At 67.8% G+C, this 23,660-nt stretch carries 20 protein-coding genes; 5 read left to right on the top strand and 15 right to left on the bottom strand.

The window, feature by feature from the left end; all coding sequences use genetic code 11:
• Positions 1-2: 2 nt before the first annotated feature.
• The 4 genes from ACP7CK_RS07355 to ptsP are packed head-to-tail and all read right to left on the bottom strand — an operon-like array spanning position 3 to position 6,508.
• A complete protein-coding gene (locus tag ACP7CK_RS07355; RefSeq protein ID WP_426025596.1) occupies positions 3-1,280 on the bottom strand; it encodes a carbohydrate porin in 1,278 nt (425 codons plus the stop codon).
• 34 nt (positions 1,281-1,314) lie between these two features.
• A complete protein-coding gene (locus tag ACP7CK_RS07350; protein WP_426025595.1) occupies positions 1,315-3,003 on the bottom strand; it encodes a PTS fructose transporter subunit IIC in 1,689 nt (562 codons plus the stop codon).
• A gap of 26 nt (positions 3,004-3,029) precedes the next feature.
• Positions 3,030-3,998 (bottom strand): 1-phosphofructokinase family hexose kinase, encoded by a 969-nt coding sequence (locus tag ACP7CK_RS07345; RefSeq protein WP_426025594.1) that lies wholly within the window; start codon positions 3,996-3,998, stop codon positions 3,030-3,032.
• Entirely contained in the window at positions 3,995-6,508 is a 2,514-nt protein-coding gene (gene ptsP, locus ACP7CK_RS07340) for a phosphoenolpyruvate--protein phosphotransferase (protein WP_426025593.1), read from the bottom strand. Before ptsP ends, ACP7CK_RS07345 begins: the two co-directional genes overlap by 4 nt.
• Here ptsP and ACP7CK_RS07335 point away from each other — a divergent pair.
• Positions 6,502-7,629 carry a LacI family DNA-binding transcriptional regulator gene (locus ACP7CK_RS07335; protein WP_426025592.1) on the top strand — a complete coding sequence of 376 codons (1,128 nt, stop codon included), beginning with the start codon at positions 6,502-6,504 and terminating at the stop codon, positions 7,627-7,629. The two genes, ptsP and ACP7CK_RS07335, sit on opposite strands and share 7 nt — an antisense overlap.
• A gap of 310 nt (positions 7,630-7,939) precedes the next feature.
• Positions 7,940-9,667: a methyl-accepting chemotaxis protein gene (locus tag ACP7CK_RS07330; protein WP_426025591.1), complete on the top strand. Its 1,728-nt coding sequence runs from the start codon at positions 7,940-7,942 to the stop codon at positions 9,665-9,667.
• Between the two features lie 64 nt (positions 9,668-9,731).
• Here the strand turns inward: ACP7CK_RS07330 and ACP7CK_RS07325 are convergent, their stop codons facing one another.
• The 7 genes from ACP7CK_RS07325 to ccmA form a co-directional block, all read right to left on the bottom strand.
• Positions 9,732-10,232 (bottom strand): MarR family winged helix-turn-helix transcriptional regulator, encoded by a 501-nt coding sequence (locus ACP7CK_RS07325; RefSeq protein WP_426025590.1) that lies wholly within the window; start codon positions 10,230-10,232, stop codon positions 9,732-9,734.
• Positions 10,233-10,509: 277 nt separating this feature from the next.
• Entirely contained in the window at positions 10,510-10,776 is a 267-nt protein-coding gene (locus ACP7CK_RS07320; protein ID WP_292150871.1) for a hypothetical protein, read from the bottom strand.
• 58 nt (positions 10,777-10,834) lie between these two features.
• Positions 10,835-11,401: a DsbE family thiol:disulfide interchange protein gene (locus ACP7CK_RS07315; protein ID WP_426025589.1), complete on the bottom strand. Its 567-nt coding sequence runs from the start codon at positions 11,399-11,401 to the stop codon at positions 10,835-10,837.
• Positions 11,398-11,616, bottom strand: a complete 219-nt coding sequence (ccmD, locus tag ACP7CK_RS07310; protein WP_426025588.1) for a heme exporter protein CcmD — start codon at positions 11,614-11,616, stop codon at positions 11,398-11,400. The genes ACP7CK_RS07315 and ccmD overlap by 4 nt, the downstream gene beginning before the upstream one ends.
• A complete protein-coding gene (gene ccmC, locus ACP7CK_RS07305) occupies positions 11,617-12,336 on the bottom strand; it encodes a heme ABC transporter permease CcmC (protein ID WP_426025587.1) in 720 nt (239 codons plus the stop codon).
• A gap of 54 nt (positions 12,337-12,390) precedes the next feature.
• A complete protein-coding gene (ccmB, locus tag ACP7CK_RS07300; RefSeq protein WP_426025586.1) occupies positions 12,391-13,098 on the bottom strand; it encodes a heme exporter protein CcmB in 708 nt (235 codons plus the stop codon).
• Positions 13,095-13,718 carry a heme ABC exporter ATP-binding protein CcmA gene (gene ccmA / locus ACP7CK_RS07295; protein ID WP_426025585.1) on the bottom strand — a complete coding sequence of 208 codons (624 nt, stop codon included), beginning with the start codon at positions 13,716-13,718 and terminating at the stop codon, positions 13,095-13,097. Before ccmA ends, ccmB begins: the two co-directional genes overlap by 4 nt.
• 372 nt (positions 13,719-14,090) lie before the next feature.
• Here ccmA and acnA point away from each other — a divergent pair, with 372 nt between their 5' ends.
• A complete protein-coding gene (acnA, locus tag ACP7CK_RS07290) occupies positions 14,091-16,817 on the top strand; it encodes an aconitate hydratase AcnA (RefSeq protein ID WP_426025584.1) in 2,727 nt (908 codons plus the stop codon).
• A gap of 70 nt (positions 16,818-16,887) precedes the next feature.
• On the opposite strand, the gene ACP7CK_RS07285 is transcribed toward acnA, so the two are convergent.
• Positions 16,888-17,790 (bottom strand): AraC family transcriptional regulator, encoded by a 903-nt coding sequence (locus ACP7CK_RS07285; protein ID WP_292150254.1) that lies wholly within the window; start codon positions 17,788-17,790, stop codon positions 16,888-16,890.
• A 98-nt stretch (positions 17,791-17,888) separates the two neighbouring features.
• Between ACP7CK_RS07285 and ACP7CK_RS07280 the strand changes: the two genes are divergently transcribed.
• Positions 17,889-18,632 carry an SDR family oxidoreductase gene (locus tag ACP7CK_RS07280; protein WP_426025583.1) on the top strand — a complete coding sequence of 248 codons (744 nt, stop codon included), beginning with the start codon at positions 17,889-17,891 and terminating at the stop codon, positions 18,630-18,632.
• A gap of 29 nt (positions 18,633-18,661) precedes the next feature.
• Here ACP7CK_RS07280 and ACP7CK_RS07275 read toward each other — a convergent pair whose 3' ends face one another.
• Entirely contained in the window at positions 18,662-19,561 is a 900-nt protein-coding gene (locus ACP7CK_RS07275; RefSeq protein WP_292150252.1) for a hydrogen peroxide-inducible genes activator, read from the bottom strand.
• 142 nt (positions 19,562-19,703) lie between these two features.
• On the opposite strand from ACP7CK_RS07275, the gene katG reads away from it, so the two are divergent.
• Positions 19,704-21,974, top strand: coding sequence for a catalase/peroxidase HPI (katG, locus tag ACP7CK_RS07270; protein ID WP_426025582.1), 2,271 nt, complete (start codon positions 19,704-19,706; stop codon positions 21,972-21,974).
• Between the two features lie 70 nt (positions 21,975-22,044).
• On the opposite strand, the gene ACP7CK_RS07265 is transcribed toward katG, so the two are convergent.
• Both ACP7CK_RS07265 and ACP7CK_RS07260 read right to left on the bottom strand, forming a co-directional pair.
• Entirely contained in the window at positions 22,045-22,818 is a 774-nt protein-coding gene (locus ACP7CK_RS07265; RefSeq protein ID WP_426025581.1) for a glutaminyl-peptide cyclotransferase, read from the bottom strand.
• 4 nt (positions 22,819-22,822) lie between these two features.
• On the bottom strand, positions 22,823-23,650 hold the full coding sequence (locus ACP7CK_RS07260; RefSeq protein ID WP_426025580.1) for a TerC family protein: 828 nt from the start codon (positions 23,648-23,650) through the stop codon (positions 22,823-22,825).
• Positions 23,651-23,660: the final 10 nt, after the last annotated feature.

The raw sequence follows: 23,660 nt of genomic DNA, 5'->3' as shown, positions 1-23,660 counted from the left end.
CGTCAGCGGTTCAGATCCAGCGCACCGGCCAGGTCGATATCCAGCCGAACACCGATCACGACCGCGTCGGGCAAGTCGACCCTCCGGGCCGGCGCGTTCAGTTGGTCCGGATTGACGATGTAGTGCAGATTGGGCTGGACCCGCACGGCGGGCGTCACCTGAAGACCATAGCCCAGCTCGACCATGATCTGGTCGGCGGCAGGCGTGCCCACGCCGCCTGCGCCGGCGCGGGCGAGACGAAGGTTTTCCAGCGCCGCGTCCGAATAGGCCTGGCGGGACGCCACAAAGGAGAGGCTATCCGACGGGCGGCTTGCGAGGGGGCCTTTCAGGACGAAGCCCAACTGCTGAAAATCCGTCTCCAAAGTCTCGCCGGAGGTCGCGGCGAGGACAGCGCCGAAGACCGTCAATCCCCGCTCGCCCTCGGATTCAGGTTTCCAGACCCTCTGTTCGAACCGGGCGAACACGCCGGATCGTCCGTTGCGCACCGCATAAGGCGCGCCTGAAACCACAGCCGGGGCTCCGGTCTCATCGCGCAGCGGATCATTGTAGTCCGCCTCGTCATACCAGCCGCCGATCTCATACATTCGGGGGTAGGGATCGGTCGCGGCGTCGGTGCGATATCCCAGGGCGAAGGGCACATCGACGCCGGTGGACCCGTGGGTGTCCCAGTCGAAGCCGTGGTCGCTGTCGCGAGACCGCTCTGGATTCACCTCATAGACCCCGACATGGGCGTAGATGTTCGGCGTCAACCAGGCCTTGGCGTGCGCCCCCCAGCTGGACGCCGGCCACCAGGTGAAGTTGCTGGTCTTGAAGACGAAGGTGGGATTGCCGCACGCGGCGTTGTTCTGGAAATACTGGCACAGGGGCGAACCCAGGAAGCTGATGTTGGCGACGGTCCGCCCGCCTTCCAGAACCAGCCGATCCTCGAACAGGCTCTGTTCGAGGGTGAACAGGGTCAATCTGCTGTTCTGCGCGCCGTAGATTTCCTGAACGGAGGTGCTGTTGCCGATCCCGTCTTCGGAAAGGTTGTCGCCGTGGCGGTTGACGAAGGCGACGTGCAACCGGCCCCCTTTCCAACCGGCCAGCCGGTTCAGATCGACGTCGGCGCCCAGCATGAGCTGACCGGCGTAGGCGCCGGTTCGGGCCAGGCCGCCGTCGACCACCGCAGCGCCTTCGCCGGTGTAGCCCGCCTGCCAGTGCACAGCGCGCTGGGTGTCTTGGGCGTCTTGGGCGACGGCCGGCGAGGCCGCCAAGGCGCAGGCTATTGAAAACGATTTCATCAAATGACCCATGGTTCCTCTCCCTTTTTTGGATTTACGCCGCCTGACGGGGCAGCAAGCCGCGCAGAGCGACGGCCGTGATCGCTGAACCCGCGGCGACGGCCAGGCCATAGGCGAGGACATGGCTGACGGCGTTCGGGATGAGCATGACGAAGAGCCCGCCATGCGGAGCGCGCAATTGGGCGCCCACCGCCATCGAGAGGGCGCCGGCCGTCGCCGCGCCCAGAACGAGTGCGGGGATGACGCGCAAGGGATCACGCGCGGCGAACGGCAGGGCCCCCTCGGTGATGAACGCCAGCCCCAGCAAGGCCGTGGCGGGACCGGCCGCACGTTCGGCCGGCGTGAAGCGCTGGGGAAACAGACGCGTGCCCAGGAAGAGGCCGAGCGGCGGCGTCATGCCGCCCGCCATGACGGCGGCCATCGGGCCATAGACGTCGCTGGTCAGGAGGCCGGTTGAGAACGCATAGGCAGCCTTGTTGATCGGACCGCCCATGTCGATCGCCATCATGCCGCCGAGCAGGGCGCCGAGAGTGGAGGCGCCCCCGCCCTGGAGGCTCTGAAGCCAGGCCGACAGGCCTGTCAGGACCAGGGCCGTCGGCCGGCCCACGATATAGATCATCGCCAGCCCCGTGATCAGGGTCCCCAGCAGCGGCAGCAGCAGCACCGGCTTCAGCCCCTCGAGCCCCTGAGGCAGGCGGATCCATCGGCTCATCAGACGAACCGCATAGCCGGCGATGAAGCCGGCGAGGATTCCTCCCAAGAAACCGGCGCCGAGCTGAGCCGCGAGGACGCCGCCGATCATGCCGGGCGCAAGGCCGGGCCGGTCGGCGATCGAGAAGGCCACATAGCCCGCCAGAGCGGGCACCATCAGCGTGAAGGCGGCCTTGGCGCCGATCTGGAACAGGGCGGCGGCGAAGGTGCCCTGCTGGTCGCCGGCGTAGATTCCGCCAACCGCGAAGGCCAGGGCGATGAGAAGCCCGCCCGCTACGACGAAGGGCAGCATGAAGGACACGCCCGTCATCAGATGCTTGTAGACGCCTGCTCCGCCGGGCGCCTTGGCGGGCGTCGAACCAGGGGGCGGCGTCAGCGCCTCGTCATGGGATCGGGCTTCGGCCAGCGCCCGTTCGATCAGGGCCGCGCCGTCGTTGATGGCCGGCTTCGTCCCTGTGACCAGAACGCGTTTGCCGGCGAAGCGCGACAGATCGACCTGGGTGTCCGCCGCGATGACGACGACGTCGGCTGCGTCTATCTCCTGCTGCGTCAGGCCGTCTCGCGCGCCGACGGAACCCTGGGTCTCCACGCGAATGGCGTAGCCCAGCGAGTCGGCGCCCGCCTTCAGCCCCTCCGCCGCCATGAAGGTATGGGCGATTCCGGTCGGACAGGAGGTGATGGCGACGATCCGCCGGAGCCCCGCCGCCAATGCGGGGGCGCCGGCGCCGTCGATCACGCGGGCCAGCACGGCGTCGGCGTCGGTCAAGACCGCCTCAAGGGTCGCCAGAGTGCGGACCGGCTCGGATCCGACCGGTCGGGGTTCGGGGTCGCCGACCAACAGTAGAAGGTCGGGCTTGGCGTCGACCTCCAGGGCGCCGAGCACCGCCCCCTCGACTTGAACCTCGATCGGCGGCGTCAGACCGCGACGGGCCGCCGCCCTGCGCAAGGCTTCGGACGCCAGCAACGCCTGTGTCGTGCGTTGCATGTCCCCGACGATGATGGCCAACAACATGAGTGTCTTTCCTCTCTGCAGCGACGCTATGCGGCGTCGTCTTGCGCGCCGACCCACGCATCGGCGGACTTGATCTTCACCTGTTCGGCCAAGCCCTCGATCACTTCTCGGGGAGGCAGATGCGGCCCGACGACCCGCAGCTTGCCCGCGGCGAACGCGGTCGCGAGCCGCGCAGTGCGATCCAGATCCGCGCCCTCCACCAGGGCCGCCGCCAGACCGGCGACCATGGCGTCGCCGGCGCCGACACTGGACAAGGCGTCGACCTGCAAGGCCTCGGCGTGAAGCGCCTCGTCCGGCCCGACAAAAAGGGCTCCGCCCGCGCCGAGGGACACCACGGTCAGCGCGACCCCGCCGGCGCGGATCAGGCGGGCCTGACGCAACAGGCCGATGTCGTCGAGCGCCCCCCCCGCCAGGATCGACAGTTCGTCGCGGTTGGGCTTCAGGACATGCGGACGGGACCTCGGCCCGGCCAGCGCCAAGGCGAGAGGCCCCTCGCTGACGTCCATGATGACCCGTGCGCCCCGCGCGCGCCACTCGGCGGACAGATCCGCCCAGGTGCCGCCTGGCAGACCCTCCGGCAGGCTTCCCGCCAGAACCAGCAGGCTCGGTGACAAACGCTCGAGCACAGCGCGAACGCCCGCCAAGTCGTCCTGGGCTGTCGATAGTCCGGGCAGGTTGACGTCGGTGGTCCGCCCGTCGCGCTCGGCCAGTTTGATGTTGACCCGTGTCGCGCCCGGCAGACGCGTCATGGCGTCCTTGATCCCCTTGTCCGTGAAGAGCGATTCGAACAGGGCCGCATTCTCTGCGCCCAAAAATCCGGCGGCGGTTACGGGCGCCCCCCAGTCAGACAGGCAACTCGCGACATTGACGCCCTTCCCGCCCGGGTTGGAGCCCGCCGCACGCGCGCGATGGGTTTCCCCGGGACGTAGCACATCGACGCCGACGGTGAGGTCGATCGCAGGATTGAGGGTGACGGTGACGATCCGCTCGGTCATGCGCCGCGTCTTTCCAAGGCGCGCACATCCGCCGCGGATTCCGCCGCCAGCGCCCTTTCGGCCAGCTCGCGCAGGTCAGGCCACAGGGCGTCGCGCAGCCGCGCCTTGACCGCAGGCGCCTCGCGCGGGGTCGTCGACAGTTCCTGGACGCCCAGTCCCGCAAGCAGACTTGCGCCGAACGGGTCGCCGGCAAGGCCGCCGCACACGCCGACCCATTTGCCGTGGGCTTCAGCCCCTTTGACGGTCTCATGGATGAGCCGCAGCACCGCTGGGTGCAGGGCGTCGGCTTCAGCCGCCAGATCGGGATTCTGGCGGTCGATGGCGAGCACATATTGCGTCAGGTCGTTCGTACCGACCGAGAAGAAGTCGATGTGGCGCGCCAGAGACTCGGCCTGAAGCGCAGCGGCCGGCACTTCGATCATGACGCCCAGGGGCGTCTCGGGTCCGCCGACCTCCGCGCGGATACGGGCGCAGATCGCCTTCAAGGCCAGAACCTCGCTGACGGAGGTGATCATGGGGAACATGATCGAAAGCGTTCCGGGCCTGTGGGCCGCCGCCCGGTAAAGCGCGCGTAGTTGGGGCTCCAGAAGTTCGGGACGCCGCAGCAGCAGCCGTGCGCCGCGTACGCCCAGGAAGGGATTGTCCTCGCGCGGCAGCTCAAGATGGGCGACCTGCTTGTCGCCGCCGATGTCCAGCGCTCTCACGATGACCGGTCGGCCTCCCATCGCGTCCAGCATGGCGCAATAGGCCTCGAACTGTTCGGCCTCGTCCGGGGAGTGATCGGCCTCCAGGAACAGGAACTCCGTCCGCATCAGTCCGACGCCCTCCGCCCCCTGCGACAGGGCGAAGGCGGCCTGGTGCGCCTGGTTGATATTGGCCGCCACCTCGATGCGGCGCCCGTCACGGGTGACTGCGGGCAGGGCGCGGACTTCGCTTTCCCGCTCGCGGACCTCACGCTGGGCCTCCAGCCAGGCGCTGGCGGAAATCACGTCCGCCTCCGAGGGCTCCAGATACAGCCGCCCGGCCTGCCCGTCGATGATGACCGTCGCCCCATCGGCCAGATCGAGCACCGCCGATCCCGCCGCAACGACAGCGGGCAGGCCGAGAGTCCGCGCCAGGATGGCCGTGTGCGAGGTCGGTCCCCCCAGAGCTGTAATCAGGCCGGCGACCTTGTCGATGTTCAGGGCCGCCGTATCGGACGGCGACAGGTCGCTGGCCACCAGTACGGTCGGCGCGTCGGGCAAGCCGGAAAGGGCGTCGCTTTTGAGCGTCGGCTCCAGCACGGTCAGCACGCGCCGTCCGACGTCGTGCAGATCCGCCGCCCGCGCGGCGAGCACCGGATTGCCCAGGGCGCTGAGGCCGGCGGCGATCCGATCGACGGCCGCGTTCCACGCCCAAGCGGGACCATGACCCTCCACCATCAGCTGGCAGGTCAGAGTAATGAGATCGGTGTCGTTGAGCAGTTCCGATTGGGCGCGGAATATGCCCGCCTCGGACTCTCCGACGCGTCGCGCCGTATCGTCCGCGAGCGCTCGAAGCTGGAAGCGCGTGGTGCTCAGGGCGGCGTCGAGCATCGCCCCTCCTTCGGTCAGGGCGACGGGGCGATCCGGGATCTCGGCCTCGACGGCGGACACCTTCCTGAGGGTTCCGATCGCAAGACCCGGCGAGGCTGCGACGCCGGCGATATAGGCGGGCGCCCCCGGGGGGCTCCAGTCCGGTGCGCGCTCAGCGGCGCGCGCCGCCGCCTGCGCGGCGTCGGCCTGTTCCTGAACGGACAGGCCGTCCATCACGCGCCGCAGGGCGGCGAGCGCAGCCTCCGCGTCGGATCCGTTTGCGGAGACGACGACGGACTCGCCGTGTTTGAGCCCCAGTTGCAGAAGTGAAATCAAGGACTTCGCGTCCCCGGCCTCGGCGTCGCGCCGCACCCTGACCTGGGCGGCGAAACCACGGACGGTCTCGACCCATCGGGCCGCCGGCCGTGCATGCAGCCCCGAGGGATAGGGCACGACCCAATCGAAGGCGACGGCCAGGTCGCCCAGGGAGGCGCCTTGGGCGGCCGTCTGATGCTCGTCCTGCAACGCCGCGATGATCTCTGATCGCTCATCCGTCTCGAACAGTCGCCCGAGCCGATCTTCGTCCTGGAGCAGGCGGGTCAAACGGCGCAGCACGTCCAGATGGGCGTCGGACTGGGCGGCGATCGCCACCACCAGCCGCGCCGTCTGGCCCGGATTCCATTCGACGCCGTTCGGCAGCTGCAGGATGGCGATGCCGTTGCGGCGCACCATCGCGCGGTCCTCCACCAGGCCATGGGGGATCGCCACACCGTGACCCAGGAAGGTGTTGGCCGCCGCCTCGCGGCGCATCATGCTCTGTGCATAGCCGGGGTCGACGCATCCCGCCGCTGCCAGCAGCGCGCCCGCCTGGGCGATGGCGTCCGACTTGTCCGAGGCGGCGCCGCCCAAACGGATCAACTCGTGAGTCAACAGTCCTGTGGCGGAAGTCGATGTCATTAGGCGCCTCCCTGACGCTCGATTATTGGCGGCATGTGAAATCGTTTTCACACCGCTTGTCAACCATCCCGGGGCGGCTTGCAAAGGCGGTCGCAGCGCGCGATGCACTGCCGATGAAGTCTGTCTCGGTCGAACCTGTCGGAATCAAGGACGTTGCGCGGGCCGCCGGCGTGTCTCCTGCGACCGTGTCCCGCGCGTTCGGGCGAGGCCCCATCAGTCCCGAACTGCGCGCCAAGGTCGAGGCTGCGGCGAGGGCGATAGGCTACCGCCCCAACTTGTCCGCTCGCCGCTTGCGCTCCCAGGACACGCGGACGATCGGGCTGATGGTCGCCGACATCCGCAACCCCTTCTTCACCGCCGTGAGCCGCGCGGTGGAGGATATCGCCTATGCGCAGGGGATGAGGGTGATCCTGTGCAACACGGACGAGGATCCGGACCGCGAGGCTTTCTACATGCAGGCTATGCAGGAGGAGCGCGTCACCGGTCTCATCTTCGCGCCGACGCGCATCACGCTGCAGGCCATGGAACAGGGCTTCGCCCTCGACCTCCCCACCGTGCTCGTCGATCGCGCCAGTCCCCAGTGCGGCCATGACGCCGTGATGATCGACAATCGTCGGGCGGCCGCCCTGCTGGTCGATCACCTCGCTTCTCGAGGATTCACCCGCATCGCCGGCCTCTTCGGCGCCGCCAGCACCACGGGGGTTGAGCGGCAGGCGGGCTACGCCGCTGCGCTCAAGGCGCGCGGCCTGCCCGACCTCAGCCGCCTCATTTCCCCGAGCGCCGCGGCGGCGGAGGCGGCGCTTCCCGAACTCTGGCGCGAAGCGAGACCGGACGCCGTCATCACCTCGAACAGTCTTCTAGCCTCGGGCCTTTTGAAGGCGCTTCGCGCCCGGACGCTCCGCGTCCCCGATGACATCGCCCTGGCCACTTTCGACGACGAACCCTGGACCAGTCTCGTCGATCCTGGCCTCACCGCGCTGGCCCAGCCGGTCGATCAGATCGGTCAGGAAGCGATGCGGCTGCTGGCCGACAGGATCAGAAACCCCAGGGCGGAGACCCGCATCGTCCTCTTGCCGGGACGTCTCGTCGAACGAGGCTCCTCCCGACGAACCTCGAACTAGACCTCTGGCGGAACGTCCGCCTGTCGCCGGCGACGGCGCCCGCTCCACGCCAACGAAATTGCACACAGCTTGATGAAGCCTGGACCGCACGGCGCCTGTCGGCGAAGGCGGCGGCGTCGCCATGAAAGGCCGGGCCGGCAAGCGCCCAAACCCGCCGTGCTGAAGCGGAAAACGGCGTGTCGATTCAGATGCTTCGGGGGCTGAGCATATCCATACGTCTTGGTAGCGAATGGGTGATATCCAAGGAAGGAATCAACCGGGAAAAGACTGGGACGCAATGTTGGGCAAGGGAAAACGATCGGCGTCGCTGGTGCTTGAAGAAGCTGTCGAAGCCTTGCGAACCAATGTGATGATCGCGGACCAGGACCTGAACATCACCTATCTGAATCCTGCGGTTCAAGATCTGCTGCAGGCCGCTGAGGCGGATCTGCGCAAGGAACTTCCGAACTTCAGCGTCGCCAAACTCGTCGGCAGCAACATCGACATCTTTCACAAGAACCCGGCCCATCAGCGCGGGATGCTGGCGGCCCTGACCAAGCCGCACTCGGCCACCATCCGCGTCGGAGACCTGGCCTTCGACCTTCACGTCAGCCCGCTGAAGCGGCGGGGCAAACCAGCCGGCTTTGTCGTGGAGTGGGCGGACGCCCATCACCGGCTCGCCAGCGAGGATTTCGCGGCCCAGATTCAGGCGATCGGGCGATCCCAGGCGATGATCGAGTTCAAGCTGGACGGCACGATCGTCAACGCCAACGAGCGATTTCTCGATGTCATGGGCTACCAGCTCAATGAAGTCGTCGGCCGCAAACACGAGATCTTCGCCGAACAGGAATACCGTGACAGCCCCGACTATCAGCAGTTCTGGGCGGCGCTCGCGAGCGGCGCGTTCCAGTCCGGCGAGTTCAGACGGGTTCGCAAGGACGGGGGCGTCGTCACGATCCAGGGATCGTACAACCCCATCATCGGCCCTGACGGCAAGGTGGCCAAGGTGGTCAAATTCGCCACAGACGTGACGCAGCGCGTGGAGGCCGTAACCGTGATCGGCGACGCGCTGACGGCGCTCGCCGAGGGCGATCTCCAGCAGCGGATAACGACCAAATTCATACCCGAACTCGACAAGCTCCGGATCGACTTCAACAGCGCCGTCGAAACCCTCCAGGCGACCATGACAAGCGTCGGCGCGACCGCGGGCGCGATTCGCGCGGGCGCCGACGAGATCGGCGTCGCTTCCGACGAACTGTCGCGCCGGACCGAACAGCAGGCCTCCAGTCTGGAAGAGACCGCCGCGGCGCTTGATCAGCTCACCTCGACCGTCAACAGCAGCGCCGCCAATGCGCAGAAGGCGGCCGCCGTCGCGCTCGGGGCCAGGGGCGACGCCCAACGCTCGGGCGACGTCATGGGCGAGGCGATCTCCGCCATGTCGGAAATCGAGCGATCCGCCGTGGAGATCACCAACATCATCGGGGTGATCGACGAGATCGCCTTCCAGACCAATCTGCTGGCCCTGAACGCCGGGGTCGAGGCGGCGCGGGCCGGGGACGCCGGCCGCGGCTTCGCCGTCGTCGCTTCCGAAGTGCGGGCGCTCGCCCAGCGATCTGCGGAAGCCGCCAAGGAAATCAAGGGACTCATCGCGGGCAGCACGCAGCAGGTCACCAAGGGCGTCAAACTGGTCGGTGAGACCGGAGAGGCTCTCGGGGTCATTGTCGAGCGCGTGGCCGAAATCGACGCCCTGATCAGCGACATCGCCACCTCGGCCCGCGAGCAGTCATCGGGCCTGAGCGAAGTGAATGTGGCGGTCAACCAGATGGACCAGGTCACCCAGCAGAACGCCGCCATGGTCGAGGAGTCCACGGCCGCTTCACATTCGCTCCGTCAGGAGACCGAAGGGCTGATGACGATGATCGGGCGGTTTCAGCTGGGAACGGCGGGAAGCTCACCCCGACAGCAGGCCGCGCCCGAGCCTCGCCCGGTCCGCCTCGTCGCCGTCGGCGGCGGACGGGTCCAGGCTGCGCCGGCGACATCGGACTGGGAGGCGTTCTGAAGCGAGCCGCCGTGCCGATCTTCGGAACGCCCAGGCGCGGCTCAGGAGCGAATGGGAATACCGGTCACGCGCCGAGCGTGGAGACCTGCCCGGGCATGCAGGCGCAGCCTCGGGACTGCGGCGCCGGGTCTGCGTCTGTCGCAACGGAACAATCGTGCGCCCCAAGGGCGGCGTTCATCCGGGACAGGACGGCGAGGGCGGTCGAGAGGTCCTGGAGCGAGACAGAGCTTTCGGCGCTGTATTGCACGCATGAGGCGCAGGCCGACCAGAGTTTCGCCGCCTCTCGTCCACTGTCGGTAAGGCGCAGGAGGTGGGCGCGTCGATCCCCCTTCAGGGCCTGGCGCTCCACCAGACCCGCCGCAAGGAGGCCGGTGACACGCGTCGACATGACGGCCTCCGAAAGCGCCAGGGCATCGGCCGCTTCCCTCTGGATCAAGCCGGAGGGGCGTTGGGCCAGAAGGTTCAGAACCGCCAGCTGGCCCGCGTTCAGGCCCCCTTCCGCCAGCACCTCGTCAACCCGCGTCGTCCATCGACGCGCAAGCCGGATGACGGCGGACTGCAGCATGGTCCCCACCGCGTGATGATTGGCAGGTCCGCAGGTTCGCACGTCGCCCCACTTGGGACATTGGCACGTCGTCTTCTCCCAGCGGCCGGTTTCGAAGCGCTCTGCCATCGCCGTCTCTCGTTTTCGGCGTCGAGAGTCCTTGAAAGCCCAGGTGAGCGCAATAAGGGGTATCCCTCCGTATCCAGCTTAAAATCCTGAGGGACGACGTGTCCCGACGCGCTCTACGGCAAATCGCATCGCCCTGGCGGCCCGAGGGGCGCGCTCAGCTTGGGTCGGATCAGACCTTGATGTCGAGATAGGAGCCGGGGCGCATGATCCGGGGCTCTTCGCGCTCCGGCGCCACCGGGGCGGGTTCGACGGGGCGCGCCGGATTGGCGGTGCGCACCGTGGACATGACGGCGGCGGCGGGCGCCTGACTGGGTTGAACGCGTGAGGCCTGATCCAGGGCGGCGCGGAAGAAGGCGGCCTGCGCGTTTCGCGCCGTCGGCAGGTCGAGACCTTGCGACGGGACGGGCTGCGGCAAACCGGGGCGAATCGCGCTCATGCCCAAACGTTAACGCATCCGGAGCGATCAATCGTTAACAAGGCCTCTCGAAAGAGAGTTAATGCGATTTTTCACCGGGAGCGGGCCGGGGCGGGGCCTGCATCGAGGCCACCAGACGGTCGATGTCGGCGTCGTTCAGCAGGGGGCCGGACTGTTTGGCGGTGATCCGGCCCATGGCGTCGATGGCGAAGGTCTCGGGCACGCCGGAGATGCCCAGGTCGAGGCCGGCCCGACCCTCGCGATCCACCAGAACCATGGAATAGGGGTCGCCCATCTCGTCCAGGAAGGCGCGGGTGGCGACCGGCTCGTCCTTGTAGGCCACACCGACGACGGCGATCCCCCGCGCCTTCAGGGCCAGCAGCTTGGGATGTTCGATCCGGCAGGGGGCGCACCAGGAGGCGAAGACATTGACCAGCATGGGCCGGCCCACGCCTGCCGTCTTCAGGTCCAGATTGCCGGGCCCGGCGCTATCGCCGGTCAGCATGGGCAGCACCGTTTCGGGGATGGGCTGGCCGACCATGGCGTCGGGCTTGAAGGCCGGATCGCGTTTCAGCGACCAGCCGATGAACAGGGCGGCGAGCGCGCTGAGCACCACCAGGGGCAGGAGGGCCAGCCAGCGGTTCACTTTAAGGGCCCTATCGCGCTTTGCGCTACTTGAGGGCGATTGGAGTCTGCGGCGTCTGATGTCGCGCTCTGGTCTTTTTCCAGACGCTCGAGTTCGCGCTTCCATTTGCGGGAGGCGACGACGGCGCGGGCGGTCAGGGCGATCAGCACCAGAGCGCTGACGCCCCAGGCGGGCCAGACGAAGGCGGCGTAGGGGGTCATGTCGAGGTCGAGCATCTAAGCCTCCAGCGCCTTTCGGGCGCGCAGGGTCAGGACGCGGCGACGGCGGACCTCGGTGCGGATCGCCGTCAGCCACAGGGCCGCGAACAGAACCCCATAGGCCGCCAGCATGGTCAGGAAGGGCGGCAGATAGACCGGGTCCAGGCCCGAGGATCCGGGGGTCAGGAAGCTGGCCGGCTGGTGCAGGGTGTTCCACCAATCGACCGAGAATTTGACGATGGGCAGGTTGATCAGCCCGACCAGACCCAGGACGGCGGCGGCGCGGGCCCCCTTCTGTTCGTCGTCGATCGAGGCCCGCAGCGCCATATAGCCGAGGTAGAAGAGAAACAGGACCAGCACGCTGGTCAGGCGCGCGTCCCACACCCACCAGGTCCCCCACATCGGCTGGCCCCACAGTGAGCCGGTAAACAGGGCCAGGGCCGTGAAGGCGGCGCCGGACAAGGCGGCGGCGCGGGCGGCGGCGTCGGCCAGGGCGTGGCGGAACACCAGGGCGAAGAAGCTGGAGACCCCCAGGGCCGAATAGGCGCCCAGACCCCACACGGCGGCCGGCACATGGACGAACATGATCCGCACCGTGTCGCCCTGCTGATAGTCGGCGGGGACGGAGAAGCTGAGCCAGGTCCCGACCGCCAGCAGCACGGCCGCGACCGCCCAGAGGACGGGCGTCAGCGGGCCGGTGAAGGCCATGAAACGCTGCGGGTTGGACAGGCCGAACATGGGCTCAGCGATTACGCGGGGTCGCGACGGCGGGCAAGCGGCGGATCAACTCAGTCATCCCTGGGCGTTGCGCACCGCTGCGGCCCCGGCGAAGGCGGCGATGACGCCGGCGAACAGGACATAGGCGGCGAGGAAGGCCAGGGCCGGGGCGGGCGACTGGCCCGAGGCGGCGCGTTCCAGCGCCCCGGCGCCGAAGACGACCGGGGGGATGAGCAGGGGCAGGACCACGACGGCGATCAGCAGGCCGCCCCGCTTCGCCCCCAGGGCCAGAGCGGCGCCCAGGGTTCCGGTGCAGGCGAAGCCCGCCCCGCCGATCAGGGCCGACAAGGCGGTGAGCGGGACCAACGCCGGCGGCAGGCCCAGGGCCAGGGCGGCGACGGGCGCGGTCAGGGCCAGGGGCAGGCCGACGGCGATCCACTGGGCCAGGGCCTTGATCAGCACCACCGATTCCAGCGGCAGGTGGCCGAGCGCCAGCAGGTCCAGCGCCCCGTCCTCCAGATCCCGCTCGAACAGCCGCTCCAGCGACAGCAAAGAGGCGAGCGCCAGGGCCAGCCAGGCGATCCCGCCGGCGACGGGCGAAAGCGTGCGCGGATCGCCCCCGACAGCCAGGGGCAGGACGGCGGTCAGACAGGCGAAGAAGCCGCAGGCCAGCAGGGGGCCGCCCCCGCCGCTCCAGGCCAGGTCCAGCTCCCGCTCCAGCAGCACGCGCGTCGCGCCGCGCAGGCCCGGCGGGCGGGGTTCGGCGTCGACAGGACGGCTCACGTCAGACCTCCCAGGTCCAGGGTGCGAGCGGGGAGGGGCAGGGGGTCGTGGACGGCGGCCAGGATCAGGCCGTCGGCGGCGAGATGGCGGCGCATCTGGTCTGCGAAGGCCGCGCGCCAGCGGGCGTCCAGCGGGGCCATCGGCTCGTCCAGCAGCCACAGGGCGCGCGGCGATCCGACCAGCCGGCCCATGGCCAGGCGGCGGCGCTGCCCGGCGGACAGGCGTCGCACCTCGAGATCGAGCATAGGCTTCAGGCCGAAAGCTTCGACCGCATCGTCCATGCCGCATTGGACATGGCCCAGCCAGTCGCACTGGAAGCCCAGTTCTTCGCGCGCCGTTCGGCTGGTCTTCAGTCCGTCCTGATGGCCGAGGAAATGGGTTTCGCGGCCGCGCGCCAGCCGCTCGTCCAGCGGGTTGCCGTCGCCGTCATGGAAGGCGACCTCGCCGGCGTCGGGGCGCAGCAGGCCCGCGATGGTCCGCAGCAGACTGGTCTTGCCTGCGCCATTGGCGCCCGTCAGCACTACGGCTTCCCCGGCCTGGAGGCGCAGGTCGAGCCCCTGGAATAGGAGGCGCTCGCCGCGTGAGACGGTCAGGTCGGAGATCGAAAGGGTGTGGATCATGACGGCGACACTCTCCCTCCCCGTTCCGGGGAGGGGCGTCGCGGAGCGACGGGGTGGGGGCGGCCCGGCGAGGGCGCACGATTTCCTGGAAACAAGGCGAGCGATGGGTCGCGCGGCCCGCCCCACCCGGCCTCGCTCCGCTCAGCCCCCCTCCCCGCGCCGGGGAGGGAGAAAATACGCATTGTTTTGAGAACCTTTCTCAATGTCCGCATCGAGGGTGTGGACACATGGACGGTGCGCGATGAGCGGACTATAGGCACGATTGCCGCAGCAGGCTTTCGCCGCGCGCGCAGGGGCCCTGTGAGCCGCTGCGTCTGCCGCGCGAAGGCGCAACCGGATTGTCGGGCGGCGCTGACCAGAGGAAAACTCTCCATGCCGTCCACCGACAGCTTCAACACCCGCCAGGACCTTTCCGTCGGGCGCAAGAAATACGCCTATTACAGCCTTCCGGCCGCCGAGGAAGCGGGTCTGACCGGGATTTCCCGTCTGCCGCGCTCGATGAAGGTGCTGCTGGAGAACCTGCTGCGCAACGAAGACGGCGTCTCGGTGACGCAGGACGACCTGAAGGCGGTCGCCGCCTGGGTCGAGAACAAGGGCTCGGTCGAGCACGAGATCGCCTTCCGTCCGGCCCGCGTCCTGATGCAGGACTTCACCGGCGTGCCCGCCGTGGTCGACCTGGCCGCCATGCGCGACGCCATGAGCGCCCTGGGCGCCGATGCCGCCAAGATCAACCCGCTGGTTCCGGTCGATCTGGTCATCGACCACTCGGTCATGGTCGATCACTTCGGCACGGCCAAGGCTTTCGGCCAGAACGTCGAGCGCGAATATGAGCGCAACATCGAGCGCTACAACTTCCTGCGCTGGGGTTCGTCGGCCTTCAACAACTTCCGCGTCGTGCCCCCCGGCACCGGCATCTGCCACCAGGTGAACCTGGAGAACCTGGCCCAGACCGTCTGGACCCTGGACGAAGGCAAGAAGACCGTCGCCTATCCCGACACCGTCGTCGGCACCGACAGCCACACCACCATGATCAACGGCCTGGCCGTCCTGGGTTGGGGCGTCGGCGGCATCGAGGCCGAGGCGGCCATGCTGGGCCAGCCGATCCCGATGCTGATCCCCGAGGTCATCGGCTTCAAACTGACCGGCCGCCTGCCGGAAGGCACGACCGCGACCGACCTGGTGCTGACCGTCACCCAGATGCTGCGCAAGAAGGGCGTGGTCGGCAAGTTCGTCGAATTCTTCGGCGACGCCCTGCCGAACATGACCATCGAGGACCAGGCGACCATCGCCAACATGGCCCCGGAATACGGCGCCACCTGCGGCTTCTTCCCCGTCTCGGCAGCCACCATCGGCTATCTGACCGCCACGGGCCGCGACAAGGCGCGCGTCGCCCTGGTCGAAGCCTACGCCAAGGCCCAGGGCCTGTGGATCGACGAGACCTCGGAAGACCCGGTCTTCACCGACGTGCTGGAACTGGACCTGGCCACCGTCGTGCCGTCGCTGGCCGGTCCGAAGCGTCCGCAGGACCGCGTCGAACTGACCACTGCGGCCCCGGCCTTCGAAACCGCCCTGGTCGATGTCTTCGCCCGTCCGACCGACGCCCCGCGCGCGGCCGTCGAGGGTGAGAAGTTCACCGTCGGCGACGGCGACGTGGTCATCGCCGCCATCACCTCCTGCACCAACACCTCCAACCCGTCGGTGCTGATCGCCGCCGGTCTGGTGGCGCGCAAGGCCCATGCCCTGGGCCTGAAGGCCAAGCCCTGGGTCAAGACCTCGCTGGCCCCCGGCTCGCAGGTCGTCACCGACTATCTGACCGACGCCGGCCTGCAGAAGGACCTGGACGCCCTGGGCTTCAACCTGGTCGGCTACGGCTGCACCACCTGCATCGGCAACTCGGGCCCGCTGGATCCGGCGATCTCGAAGGCGATCAACGACAACGCCCTGGTCGCGACCTCGGTCCTGTCGGGCAACCGCAACTTCGAAGGCCGGGTGAACCCCGACGTCCAGGCCAACTATCTGGCCTCGCCGCCGCTGGTCGTGGCCTACGCCATCGCCGGCTCGATGCGGATCGACATCACCAAGGATCCGATCGGTCAGGACAAGAAGGGCAACGACGTCTTCCTGAAGGATGTCTGGCCGACCTCGCAGGAGATCGCCGACATCCAGAAGAAGTCGGTCACCCCGGCCATGTTCGCCAAACGCTACAAGGACGTGTTCAAGGGCGACAAGCACTGGCAAGCGATCAAGGTCGCCGGCGGCCAGACCTATGAGTGGGACGACGCCTCCACCTATGTCGCCAACCCGCCCTACTTCGAAGGCCTGTCCATGGACCTGACCCCGGTTCAGGACGTCGTCGAGGCGCGCGTCCTGGCCATCTTCGGCGACTCGATCACCACCGACCACATCAGCCCGGCCGGTTCGATCAAGAAGACCTCGCCCGCCGGCGTCTATCTGACCCACCACGGCGTCGAGGCGGCCGAGTTCAACAGCTACGGCGCCCGCCGCGGCAACCACGAAGTCATGATGCGCGGCACCTTCGCCAATATCCGGATCAAGAACCGGATCACGCCCGAGATCGAAGGCGGCGTGACGAAGCACTTCCCGTCGGGCGACACCATGTCGATCTATGACGCCGCCATGCGCTACCAGTCGGAAGGCCGGCCGCTGGTCGTCTTCGCCGGCAAGGAATACGGCACCGGTTCGTCGCGCGACTGGGCGGCCAAGGGCACGCGCCTGCTGGGCGTTCGCGCCGTCATCGCCGAAAGCTTCGAGCGTATCCACCGTTCGAACCTGGTCGGCATGGGCGTCGTGCCGCTGCAGTTCAAACAGGACGGCTGGCAGAAGCTGGGCCTGACCGGCGAGGAGATCGTCACCATCCGCGGCCTGTCCGACGCCAATGTCGGCAAGCTGCGTCCGCGTCAGGACCTGTGGGTCGAACTGTTCCGCCCGTCGGACGGCAAGATGGCCCGCTTCCCGGTCCGCTGCCGCATCGATAACCAGACCGAGATGGACTATCTGCTGGCCGGCGGCGTCATGCCCTACGTCCTGCGCAACCTGGCCCGCGGCCCGGAAACCGAGGCGCCGATCGCGGCTGAATAATCCGGCGACTGATCGCTGAAACAGAAGGGCCGGCGGAGCGATCCGTCGGCCCTTTTCATGCCAAAGGGCGTCAGCCTGAGAACGCTCGCGCATAGCGGCCCGGTGCACGACCCACATATCGGCTGAATGCGGTGCTGAAGGTGCTGGCGGAACTGTAGCCGACCTTTTCCGCGATCTCCGAAAGGCTCATGTCGCGGCGGCGCAGCAAGTCTTTCGCGAGGGCCATTCGCCAGCCTAGGAGATATTCCATCGGCGATACGCCGACGATGCGGGAAAACCGATCAAAGAAGGCCGACCGGGAAAGCGCCGCCTCCTTCGCCAAGGCGGCGATCGTCCAGGCGTGGGCGGGCTCGCCATGCATGCGCCGTATGGCCGTCGAGACCCGTGTGTCCGCCAGTCCGCGCAGAAGGCTGGGCGGCGCCTCGTCCGCGCGAAGGCTCCGCAGCGCCTCCACCAGCACCACCTCGACGAGCCGTGAGAGTATGAGGTCACGACCAGGCCGATGTTCGCGGGCCTCCTCGCCGGTCAACCGTATCAGCAAGGACAGTCGCGGCGTGTCGCGGATGTGCACGAGCGGGGGCAGTCGCGCGACCAGCAGGTCCGCGTCGGGCGAATCGAAGATGAAATAACCGCCGAGCAAACGGACGTCGGGATCGCCGTCGGGAAGCCCATGACGAACGTCTTCGATGGGCGTTGATGCGACCGTGGGATCAATGATCGCCGGAATGACCGACGCGAGGCCGGAAATCACGAAGCCAGGGGTGGCCGGCAGAAGCACGAAGTCGCCCATTTGGAGCGTGATCGATTCCCGGCCATCGACCTTCAGTCGACATCTTCCTTCCAGAACCGTGCAGAAGCTTGGGTGGCCGAATTCGGCGTATTGAACGCCCCAGGCTCCAGCGCCGCTAATTCCCTTGGTGAAGACGGCTCGAGGTCTGAGCAGCGAGACGACTTCGGAAAGGGGATCACTCATGAACCGGACGATATGAGATTAAAGGCGGACTTGCCATTGTAGATCGTATCGATCACGCCCGCCTAAGGTCCGGCTTCAAACATGCAGGAGACCCCGCCATGAAGACTGTCCTGATCACCGGCTGTTCCTCGGGCTACGGCCTGGAGACGGCGCGCCGCTTCCTCACCCAGAATTGGAACGTCATCGCGACGATGAGATCGCCGCGCTCAGGTATTCTGCCGGAGTCCGACCGGCTTCGAATCCTGCCGCTTGATGTCACCCGAGCCGAGAGCATAACGGCAGCGCTGGAGGAGGCTGGCCCCATTGACGCGCTCGTGAACAACGCCGGCATCGGCGTGATCGGCGCGCTGGAGGCCACACCCATGTCCAAGACCCGCGAAGTGTTCGAGACGAACACGTTCGGCGTGATCGCGATGACGCAGGCCGTGACGCCCCAGTTCCGCGCGCGGAAAGCGGGCGTGATCGTCAACGTGACCTCCAGCGTGACGCTGGCGCCAATGCCCCTCGCGTCAGTTTACACGGCCAGCAAGATGGCGATCGAGGGATTCACCGCATCGCTCGAACACGAACTCCGCGCCTTCAACGTTCGGGTCAAGTTGGTCGAACCCGGCTATGGCCCCACGACGCGCTTCTCGCAGAACAGCGACATTCGCCTCGAGGACGTCATCCCCGAACCGTATGCGGCCTTCGCCAAACCGGTGCTCGCGGCTTTCGCTCAGCCGGAGATGGTGACGACCGAGGCGGAAGTCGCAGACGCCGTATGGCGCGCCGCGAACGATGAAACCGGCCGGCTGCGCTTCCCTGCAGGGGCCGATGCGGTGGCATTGTTCGGCCAGCGCTAGCGCGGCCAGGGTCGGGGCGAAGGCGACGATCAATCCAGTTTCAGCGCCTCGGCCAGCAGCCGAGCCTCGGCGGCGCGGCTGGAGCCGGAGCGCCAGGCGACGACGATTTCGCGGTGGGGCGGGACGCCGTCGGCCTGGTTCTCGAAGGCGCGGATGACGACGGAAGGGGTGTCGGCCAGGCCGGCCTGAACCGCCATCTTGGGCAGGAAGCTGACCCCCAGGCCCGAGCCGACCATCTGGATCAGGGTGTGCAGGCTGGTGGCGGCGAAGACGTCGTCGCCGCGCGGCGCCTCGATGTCCAGGGCCGCAAGGGCGTGGTCGCGCAGGCAGTGGCCGTCTTCCAGCAGGATCAGGTCCTCGGCCCGCAGCGAACCGGGCCGGATGGGGCCTGGCGCGGCCAGGGCGTGGTCGTGGGGGGCGGCGGCCATGATCTCGTCGTCGCCGATCCGGGCGTGCTCGACCCCCGGCGCCTCATAGGGCAGGGCGATGACGGCGGCGTCGATCTGGCCCGCCTTCAGGGCGGCGATCAGGCGCGGCGTCAGGTCCTCACGGATGAACAGCTTCAGGTTCGGATAGGCGATCTTCAGCGACGGCAGCTTGGCGGGCAGCAGGAAGGGGGCCACGGTCGGGATGACGCCCAGGCGGAATCGGCCCGACAGCAGGCGGCCGGCGTTCTTGGCCGCCTCGACCAGATCCTCGGTCCGCGCCAGCACGTCCTCGGCCCGGCGCACAGCCTCGACCCCCACCGCAGTCATGATGACGGCGCCGCGCGCGCGCTCGACCACAGGGGCGCCCAGGATCCGTTCCAGCTCCTGCACCCCGGCGCTGAGGGCAGGCTGGCTGACGTGGGCGGCCTCGGCGGCGCGGGAGAAGCTGCCGTGTTCGGCGAGAAGCTTCAGGTACTGGAGTTGACGCAGGGTGGGGAGCATTTCGGACGAATAGGGCGGGTCTATACAAAAATCAAAGATAATCGATTGGTCTTATGAAGCTGGGCCGTGTTCAATAGCCACGTCAGCCGAAGGGCTATCGCCAACACGCCCGCCGCATCGCGCCATCATAGGGAAGACCGCCATGACCACCGAAGCCAAATGCCCGTTCTCAGGCGCGACGACAGAGTCGGTCGCCGGGGGTGGGGTCCAGAACCGCGACTGGTGGCCGGGGCAGCTGCGCACCGACCTGCTGAACCAGCATTCGTCGCGGTCGAACCCGCTGGGCGAGGGGTTCAACTATCGCGAGGCCTTCTCCAAACTGGACTATGAGGCGCTGAAGAACGATCTGCGCCAGCTGATGACCGACTCGCAGGACTGGTGGCCGGCGGACTTCGGCCATTATGGGCCCCAGTTCATCCGCATGGCCTGGCACAGCGCGGGCACCTATCGCGTCGGCGACGGCCGGGGCGGCGGCGGGCGCGGCCAGCAGCGTTTTGCGCCGCTGAACTCCTGGCCGGACAACGTCAACATCGACAAGTCGCGCCGCCTGCTGTGGCCGATCAAGCAGAAATACGGCCAGGCCATCTCCTGGGCCGATCTGCTGATCCTGACCGGTAATGTGGCGCTGGAGACCATGGGGTTCCGCACCTTCGGTTTCGCCGGCGGTCGTGAAGACACCTGGGAGCCGGATCAGGACGTCTACTGGGGGCGCGAAACGACCTGGCTGGGCGGCGACGAGCGCTATGCGCGCGGCTCGCACGGCGTGGACAAGCCGGCTGATGAGGCCGTGCTGGTGACCGACGACAACGCGGACGGTCGTGAGCATACTCGCGATCTGGAGAACCCGCTGGCGGCGGTCCAGATGGGCCTGATCTACGTCAACCCGGAAGGCCCGGACGGCAATCCCGACCCGATCGCGGCGGCGCGCGACATCCGCGACACCTTCGCCCGGATGGCGATGAACGACGAGGAGACCGTGGCCCTGATCGCCGGCGGCCACACCTTCGGCAAGACCCACGGCGCCGGCCCGGCCGACCACGTCGGACCCGAGCCCGAGGCCGAGGGTCTGGAAGCCCAGGGCCTGGGCTGGGCCTCCAGCTTCGGCAGCGGAAAGGCGGGTGACGCCATCACCAGTGGTCTGGAAGTGACCTGGACCCAGACCCCGGCCCAGTGGAGCAACTTCTTCTTCGAGAACCTGTTCGCCTTCGAATGGGAGCTGGAGAAGTCGCCGGCCGGGGCGCACCAGTGGGTGGCCAAGGACGCGGGCTTGGTTATCCCCGACGCCCATGATCCGACCAAGATGCGTCGGCCGACCATGCTGACCACCGATCTGTCGCTGCGGTTCGACCCCGAATACGAGAAGATCTCGCGCCGCTTCCTGAACAACCCCCAGGCCTTCGCCGAGGCCTTCGCCCGGGCCTGGTTCAAGTTGACCCACCGCGACCTGGGTCCGCGCTCGCGCTATGTGGGCCCGGAGATCCCCAAGGAGGAACTGATCTGGCAGGACCCCGTGCCGGCCGTCGATCATCCGCTGATCGACGCGGCCGACGTGGTCGCGCTGAAGGCCCAGGTGCTGGCCACGGGGCTGAGCGTCTCGGAGCTGGTGGGCGTGGCCTGGGCCTCGGCCTCGACCTTCCGGGGCGGGGACAAGCGCGGCGGCGCCAACGGCGCGCGCATTCGCCTGGCGCCCCAGAAGGACTGGGCCGTCAATCAGCCCGAGCAGCTGGAGCGGGTGCTGAAGACCCTGGAAGGCGTGCAGTTCGCCTTCAACCAGGGCCAGGTCGGCGGCAAGAAGGTCTCGCTGGCCGACCTTATCGTGCTGGCCGGCGCCGCCGGCGTCGAACAGGCGGCGAAGGCGGCGGGACATGAGGTCGTCGTACCCTTCACGCCGGGACGGACGGACGCCAGCCAGGCCCAGACCGACGTCGAATCCTTCGGCTATCTGGAGCCGGTCGCTGACGGCTTCCGCAACTATCAGAAGGCCCGCTACGCCGTTCCCGCCGAATCCCTGCTGATCGACCAGGCTCAGCGTCTGACCCTGACCGCGCCCGAGATGACGGCGTTGATCGGGGGGCTGCGCGCCATCAACATCAACGTCGGTGGGGCGACCCACGGGGTGCTGACGGACCGGCCCGGCGCCCTGACCAACGACGTCTTCGTCAACCTGCTGGACATGGACGTGAAGTGGCAGGCGACCTCGGACGCCAAGGCGGTGTTCGAAGGCCGAGACCGCAAGACGGGCGAGGCGAAATGGACCGGCACGCGCGTCGATCTGGTGTTCGGCTCGAACGCCGTGCTGCGCGCCCTGGCCGAGGTCTACGCCGGGTCGGACGGCCAGAAGAAACTGGTCGAGGACTTCGTGGCGGCCTGGGCCCGGGTCATGGAGCTGGACCGGTTCGACCTGCACGGCTGATTTAAGCCGGAGTACAGGCGGCGAGGGGGCGGACGCATGCAGGCGTCCGCCCCCTCGCTGTTTCAAGGGATCAGCGCAGCCTGATCTCGAACAGTTGCGGCCACCGTTTGCCGGTGACGAACAGGCGTTTGCCGCCTGCGTCCCAGGCGATGCCGTTCAGGACGTCGTCGTTCGGGTCCAGGCCCGCATCCTGGGGGACCAGGGCCGTCAGGTCGATGAAGGCCTTCACGACGCCGGTCTCCGGGTCGATGCGGGCGATGCGGTTGTCCTGCCACAGGTTGGCGAAGACCTCGCCGTCGATCCATTCCAGCTCGTTGATCTGATCCAGCGGCTCGCCGTCGGCGGTGACGGAGATCCGGCCGGTCTCGGCCAGGGTGTCGGGATCGAGGAAGCGCAGCTGGTCCGTGCCGTCGCTCATGATCAGCCGCCGCCCGTCGGTGGTCAGGGCCCAGCCCTCGCCCGGATAGGAGAAGCCGCCCAGGGGCGAGAAGTCGTCCAGCTTCCAGATGAAGCCGATGTGGTTGCGCCAGGTCAGGCTGTAGAGCTTGCCGTTCAGCGTGGTCATGCCTTCGCCGAAATAGACGGTCGGCAGGTCGCGCTGGCGCAGGACTTCGCCCGTCTCCAGCCGGACCTGGCGGATGAAGGACGGGTAGAGGCCCGTGCTCTCGTACAGGGCGCCGTCATGGAAGAAGAGGCCCTCGGTGAAGGCCGTCTTGTCGTGCGGATAGGCGCGGACGACTTCATAGGCCTGGACCGGAACCTCGGCCCGGGTCGGAAGGCCGCCGCCTGTCGCCAGCAGCAGGCCGGAGACGAGGCCGGCGAGGCGTGACGACAGGCGGATCATCGGCTCAGGCCTTCTCGGCGGCGGCTTCCGCCTCGGCCTTCTTGGCGCGGGCCTCGGCCTGATCGGCCTGGGCGCGGGCGGCCGTGGCTTTTTCCTTCTTCGTGGCGGAGCGACGGCCCATCATGTTCAGGGCCTCGACCCCGGCCGAGAAGGCCATGGCGGCGTAGATATAGCCCTTGGGCACATGATAGCCGAAGCCGTCGGCGATCAGCACCATGCCGATCATCAGCAGGAAGCCGAGGGCCAGCATGACGACGCTGGGGTTCTCGTTGATGAAATTGGCCAGCGGATCGGCGGCCAGCAGCATGACGGTGACAGCGACCAGGACCGCGACCACCATGATCGGCAGGTGTTCGGTCATGCCGACGGCGGTCAGAATGGAGTCGATCGAGAAGACCAGGTCCAGCAGGATGATCTGGAAGATCGCCGCGCCGGCGTTGGTGATCATCACGTCCTTCTTGTCCATCACGTCGTGGGTGGGCGTGGGATCGACGGTGTGGTGGATCTCCTTGGTGGCCTTCCAGACCAGGAACAGGCCGCCCGCAATCAGGATCAGGTCCTTCCACGAGAATTCGTTGCCCATCAGGGTGAAGACCGGCTGAACCAGACCCACCAGCCAGGCGATGATCGACAACAGGGCCAGGCGCATGACCAGGGCCAGGCCGATGCCGATGCGCCGCACCTTCTGGCGCTGATGCTCGGGCAGTTTGTTCGACAGGATCGAGATGAAGATCAGGTTGTCGATGCCGAGCACGACCTCCATCACGATGAGCGTCACCAGCGCGGCCCAGGCGGCTGGGTCGGAGAGCAGGGGCGTAATGCTGTCGAGCATTTAGGTGTCC

This window comes from Brevundimonas sp. TSRC1-1 (assembly GCF_049898245.1).
Classification (GTDB): domain Bacteria; phylum Pseudomonadota; class Alphaproteobacteria; order Caulobacterales; family Caulobacteraceae; genus Brevundimonas; species Brevundimonas mediterranea_A.
The sequence above is the reverse complement of the archived record's forward strand: the minus strand, read 5'-3'. Positions and strand labels throughout refer to the sequence as shown.

Coding starts and splice junctions, on each gene's coding strand:
- ACP7CK_RS07335 (WP_426025592.1), top strand. CDS start 6,502: ATGTCATTAGGCGCCTCCCTGACGCTCGATTATTGGCGGCATGTGAAA.
- ACP7CK_RS07285 (WP_292150254.1), bottom strand. CDS start 17,790: ATGAGTGATCCCCTTTCCGAAGTCGTCTCGCTGCTCAGACCTCGAGCC.
- ACP7CK_RS07265 (WP_426025581.1), bottom strand. CDS start 22,818: ATGATCCGCCTGTCGTCACGCCTCGCCGGCCTCGTCTCCGGCCTGCTG.
- ccmA (WP_426025585.1), bottom strand. CDS start 13,718: ATGATCCACACCCTTTCGATCTCCGACCTGACCGTCTCACGCGGCGAG.
- ptsP (WP_426025593.1), bottom strand. CDS start 6,508: ATGACATCGACTTCCGCCACAGGACTGTTGACTCACGAGTTGATCCGT.
- ccmC (WP_426025587.1), bottom strand. CDS start 12,336: ATGTTCGGCCTGTCCAACCCGCAGCGTTTCATGGCCTTCACCGGCCCG.
- ACP7CK_RS07320 (WP_292150871.1), bottom strand. CDS start 10,776: ATGAGCGCGATTCGCCCCGGTTTGCCGCAGCCCGTCCCGTCGCAAGGT.
- ACP7CK_RS07325 (WP_426025590.1), bottom strand. CDS start 10,232: ATGCTGCAGTCCGCCGTCATCCGGCTTGCGCGTCGATGGACGACGCGG.
- ACP7CK_RS07355 (WP_426025596.1), bottom strand. CDS start 1,280: ATGAAATCGTTTTCAATAGCCTGCGCCTTGGCGGCCTCGCCGGCCGTC.
- ACP7CK_RS07345 (WP_426025594.1), bottom strand. CDS start 3,998: ATGACCGAGCGGATCGTCACCGTCACCCTCAATCCTGCGATCGACCTC.
- katG (WP_426025582.1), top strand. CDS start 19,704: ATGACCACCGAAGCCAAATGCCCGTTCTCAGGCGCGACGACAGAGTCG.
- acnA (WP_426025584.1), top strand. CDS start 14,091: ATGCCGTCCACCGACAGCTTCAACACCCGCCAGGACCTTTCCGTCGGG.
- ACP7CK_RS07275 (WP_292150252.1), bottom strand. CDS start 19,561: ATGCTCCCCACCCTGCGTCAACTCCAGTACCTGAAGCTTCTCGCCGAA.
- ACP7CK_RS07260 (WP_426025580.1), bottom strand. CDS start 23,650: ATGCTCGACAGCATTACGCCCCTGCTCTCCGACCCAGCCGCCTGGGCC.
- ACP7CK_RS07280 (WP_426025583.1), top strand. CDS start 17,889: ATGAAGACTGTCCTGATCACCGGCTGTTCCTCGGGCTACGGCCTGGAG.
- ACP7CK_RS07350 (WP_426025595.1), bottom strand. CDS start 3,003: ATGTTGTTGGCCATCATCGTCGGGGACATGCAACGCACGACACAGGCG.
- ccmD (WP_426025588.1), bottom strand. CDS start 11,616: ATGCTCGACCTCGACATGACCCCCTACGCCGCCTTCGTCTGGCCCGCC.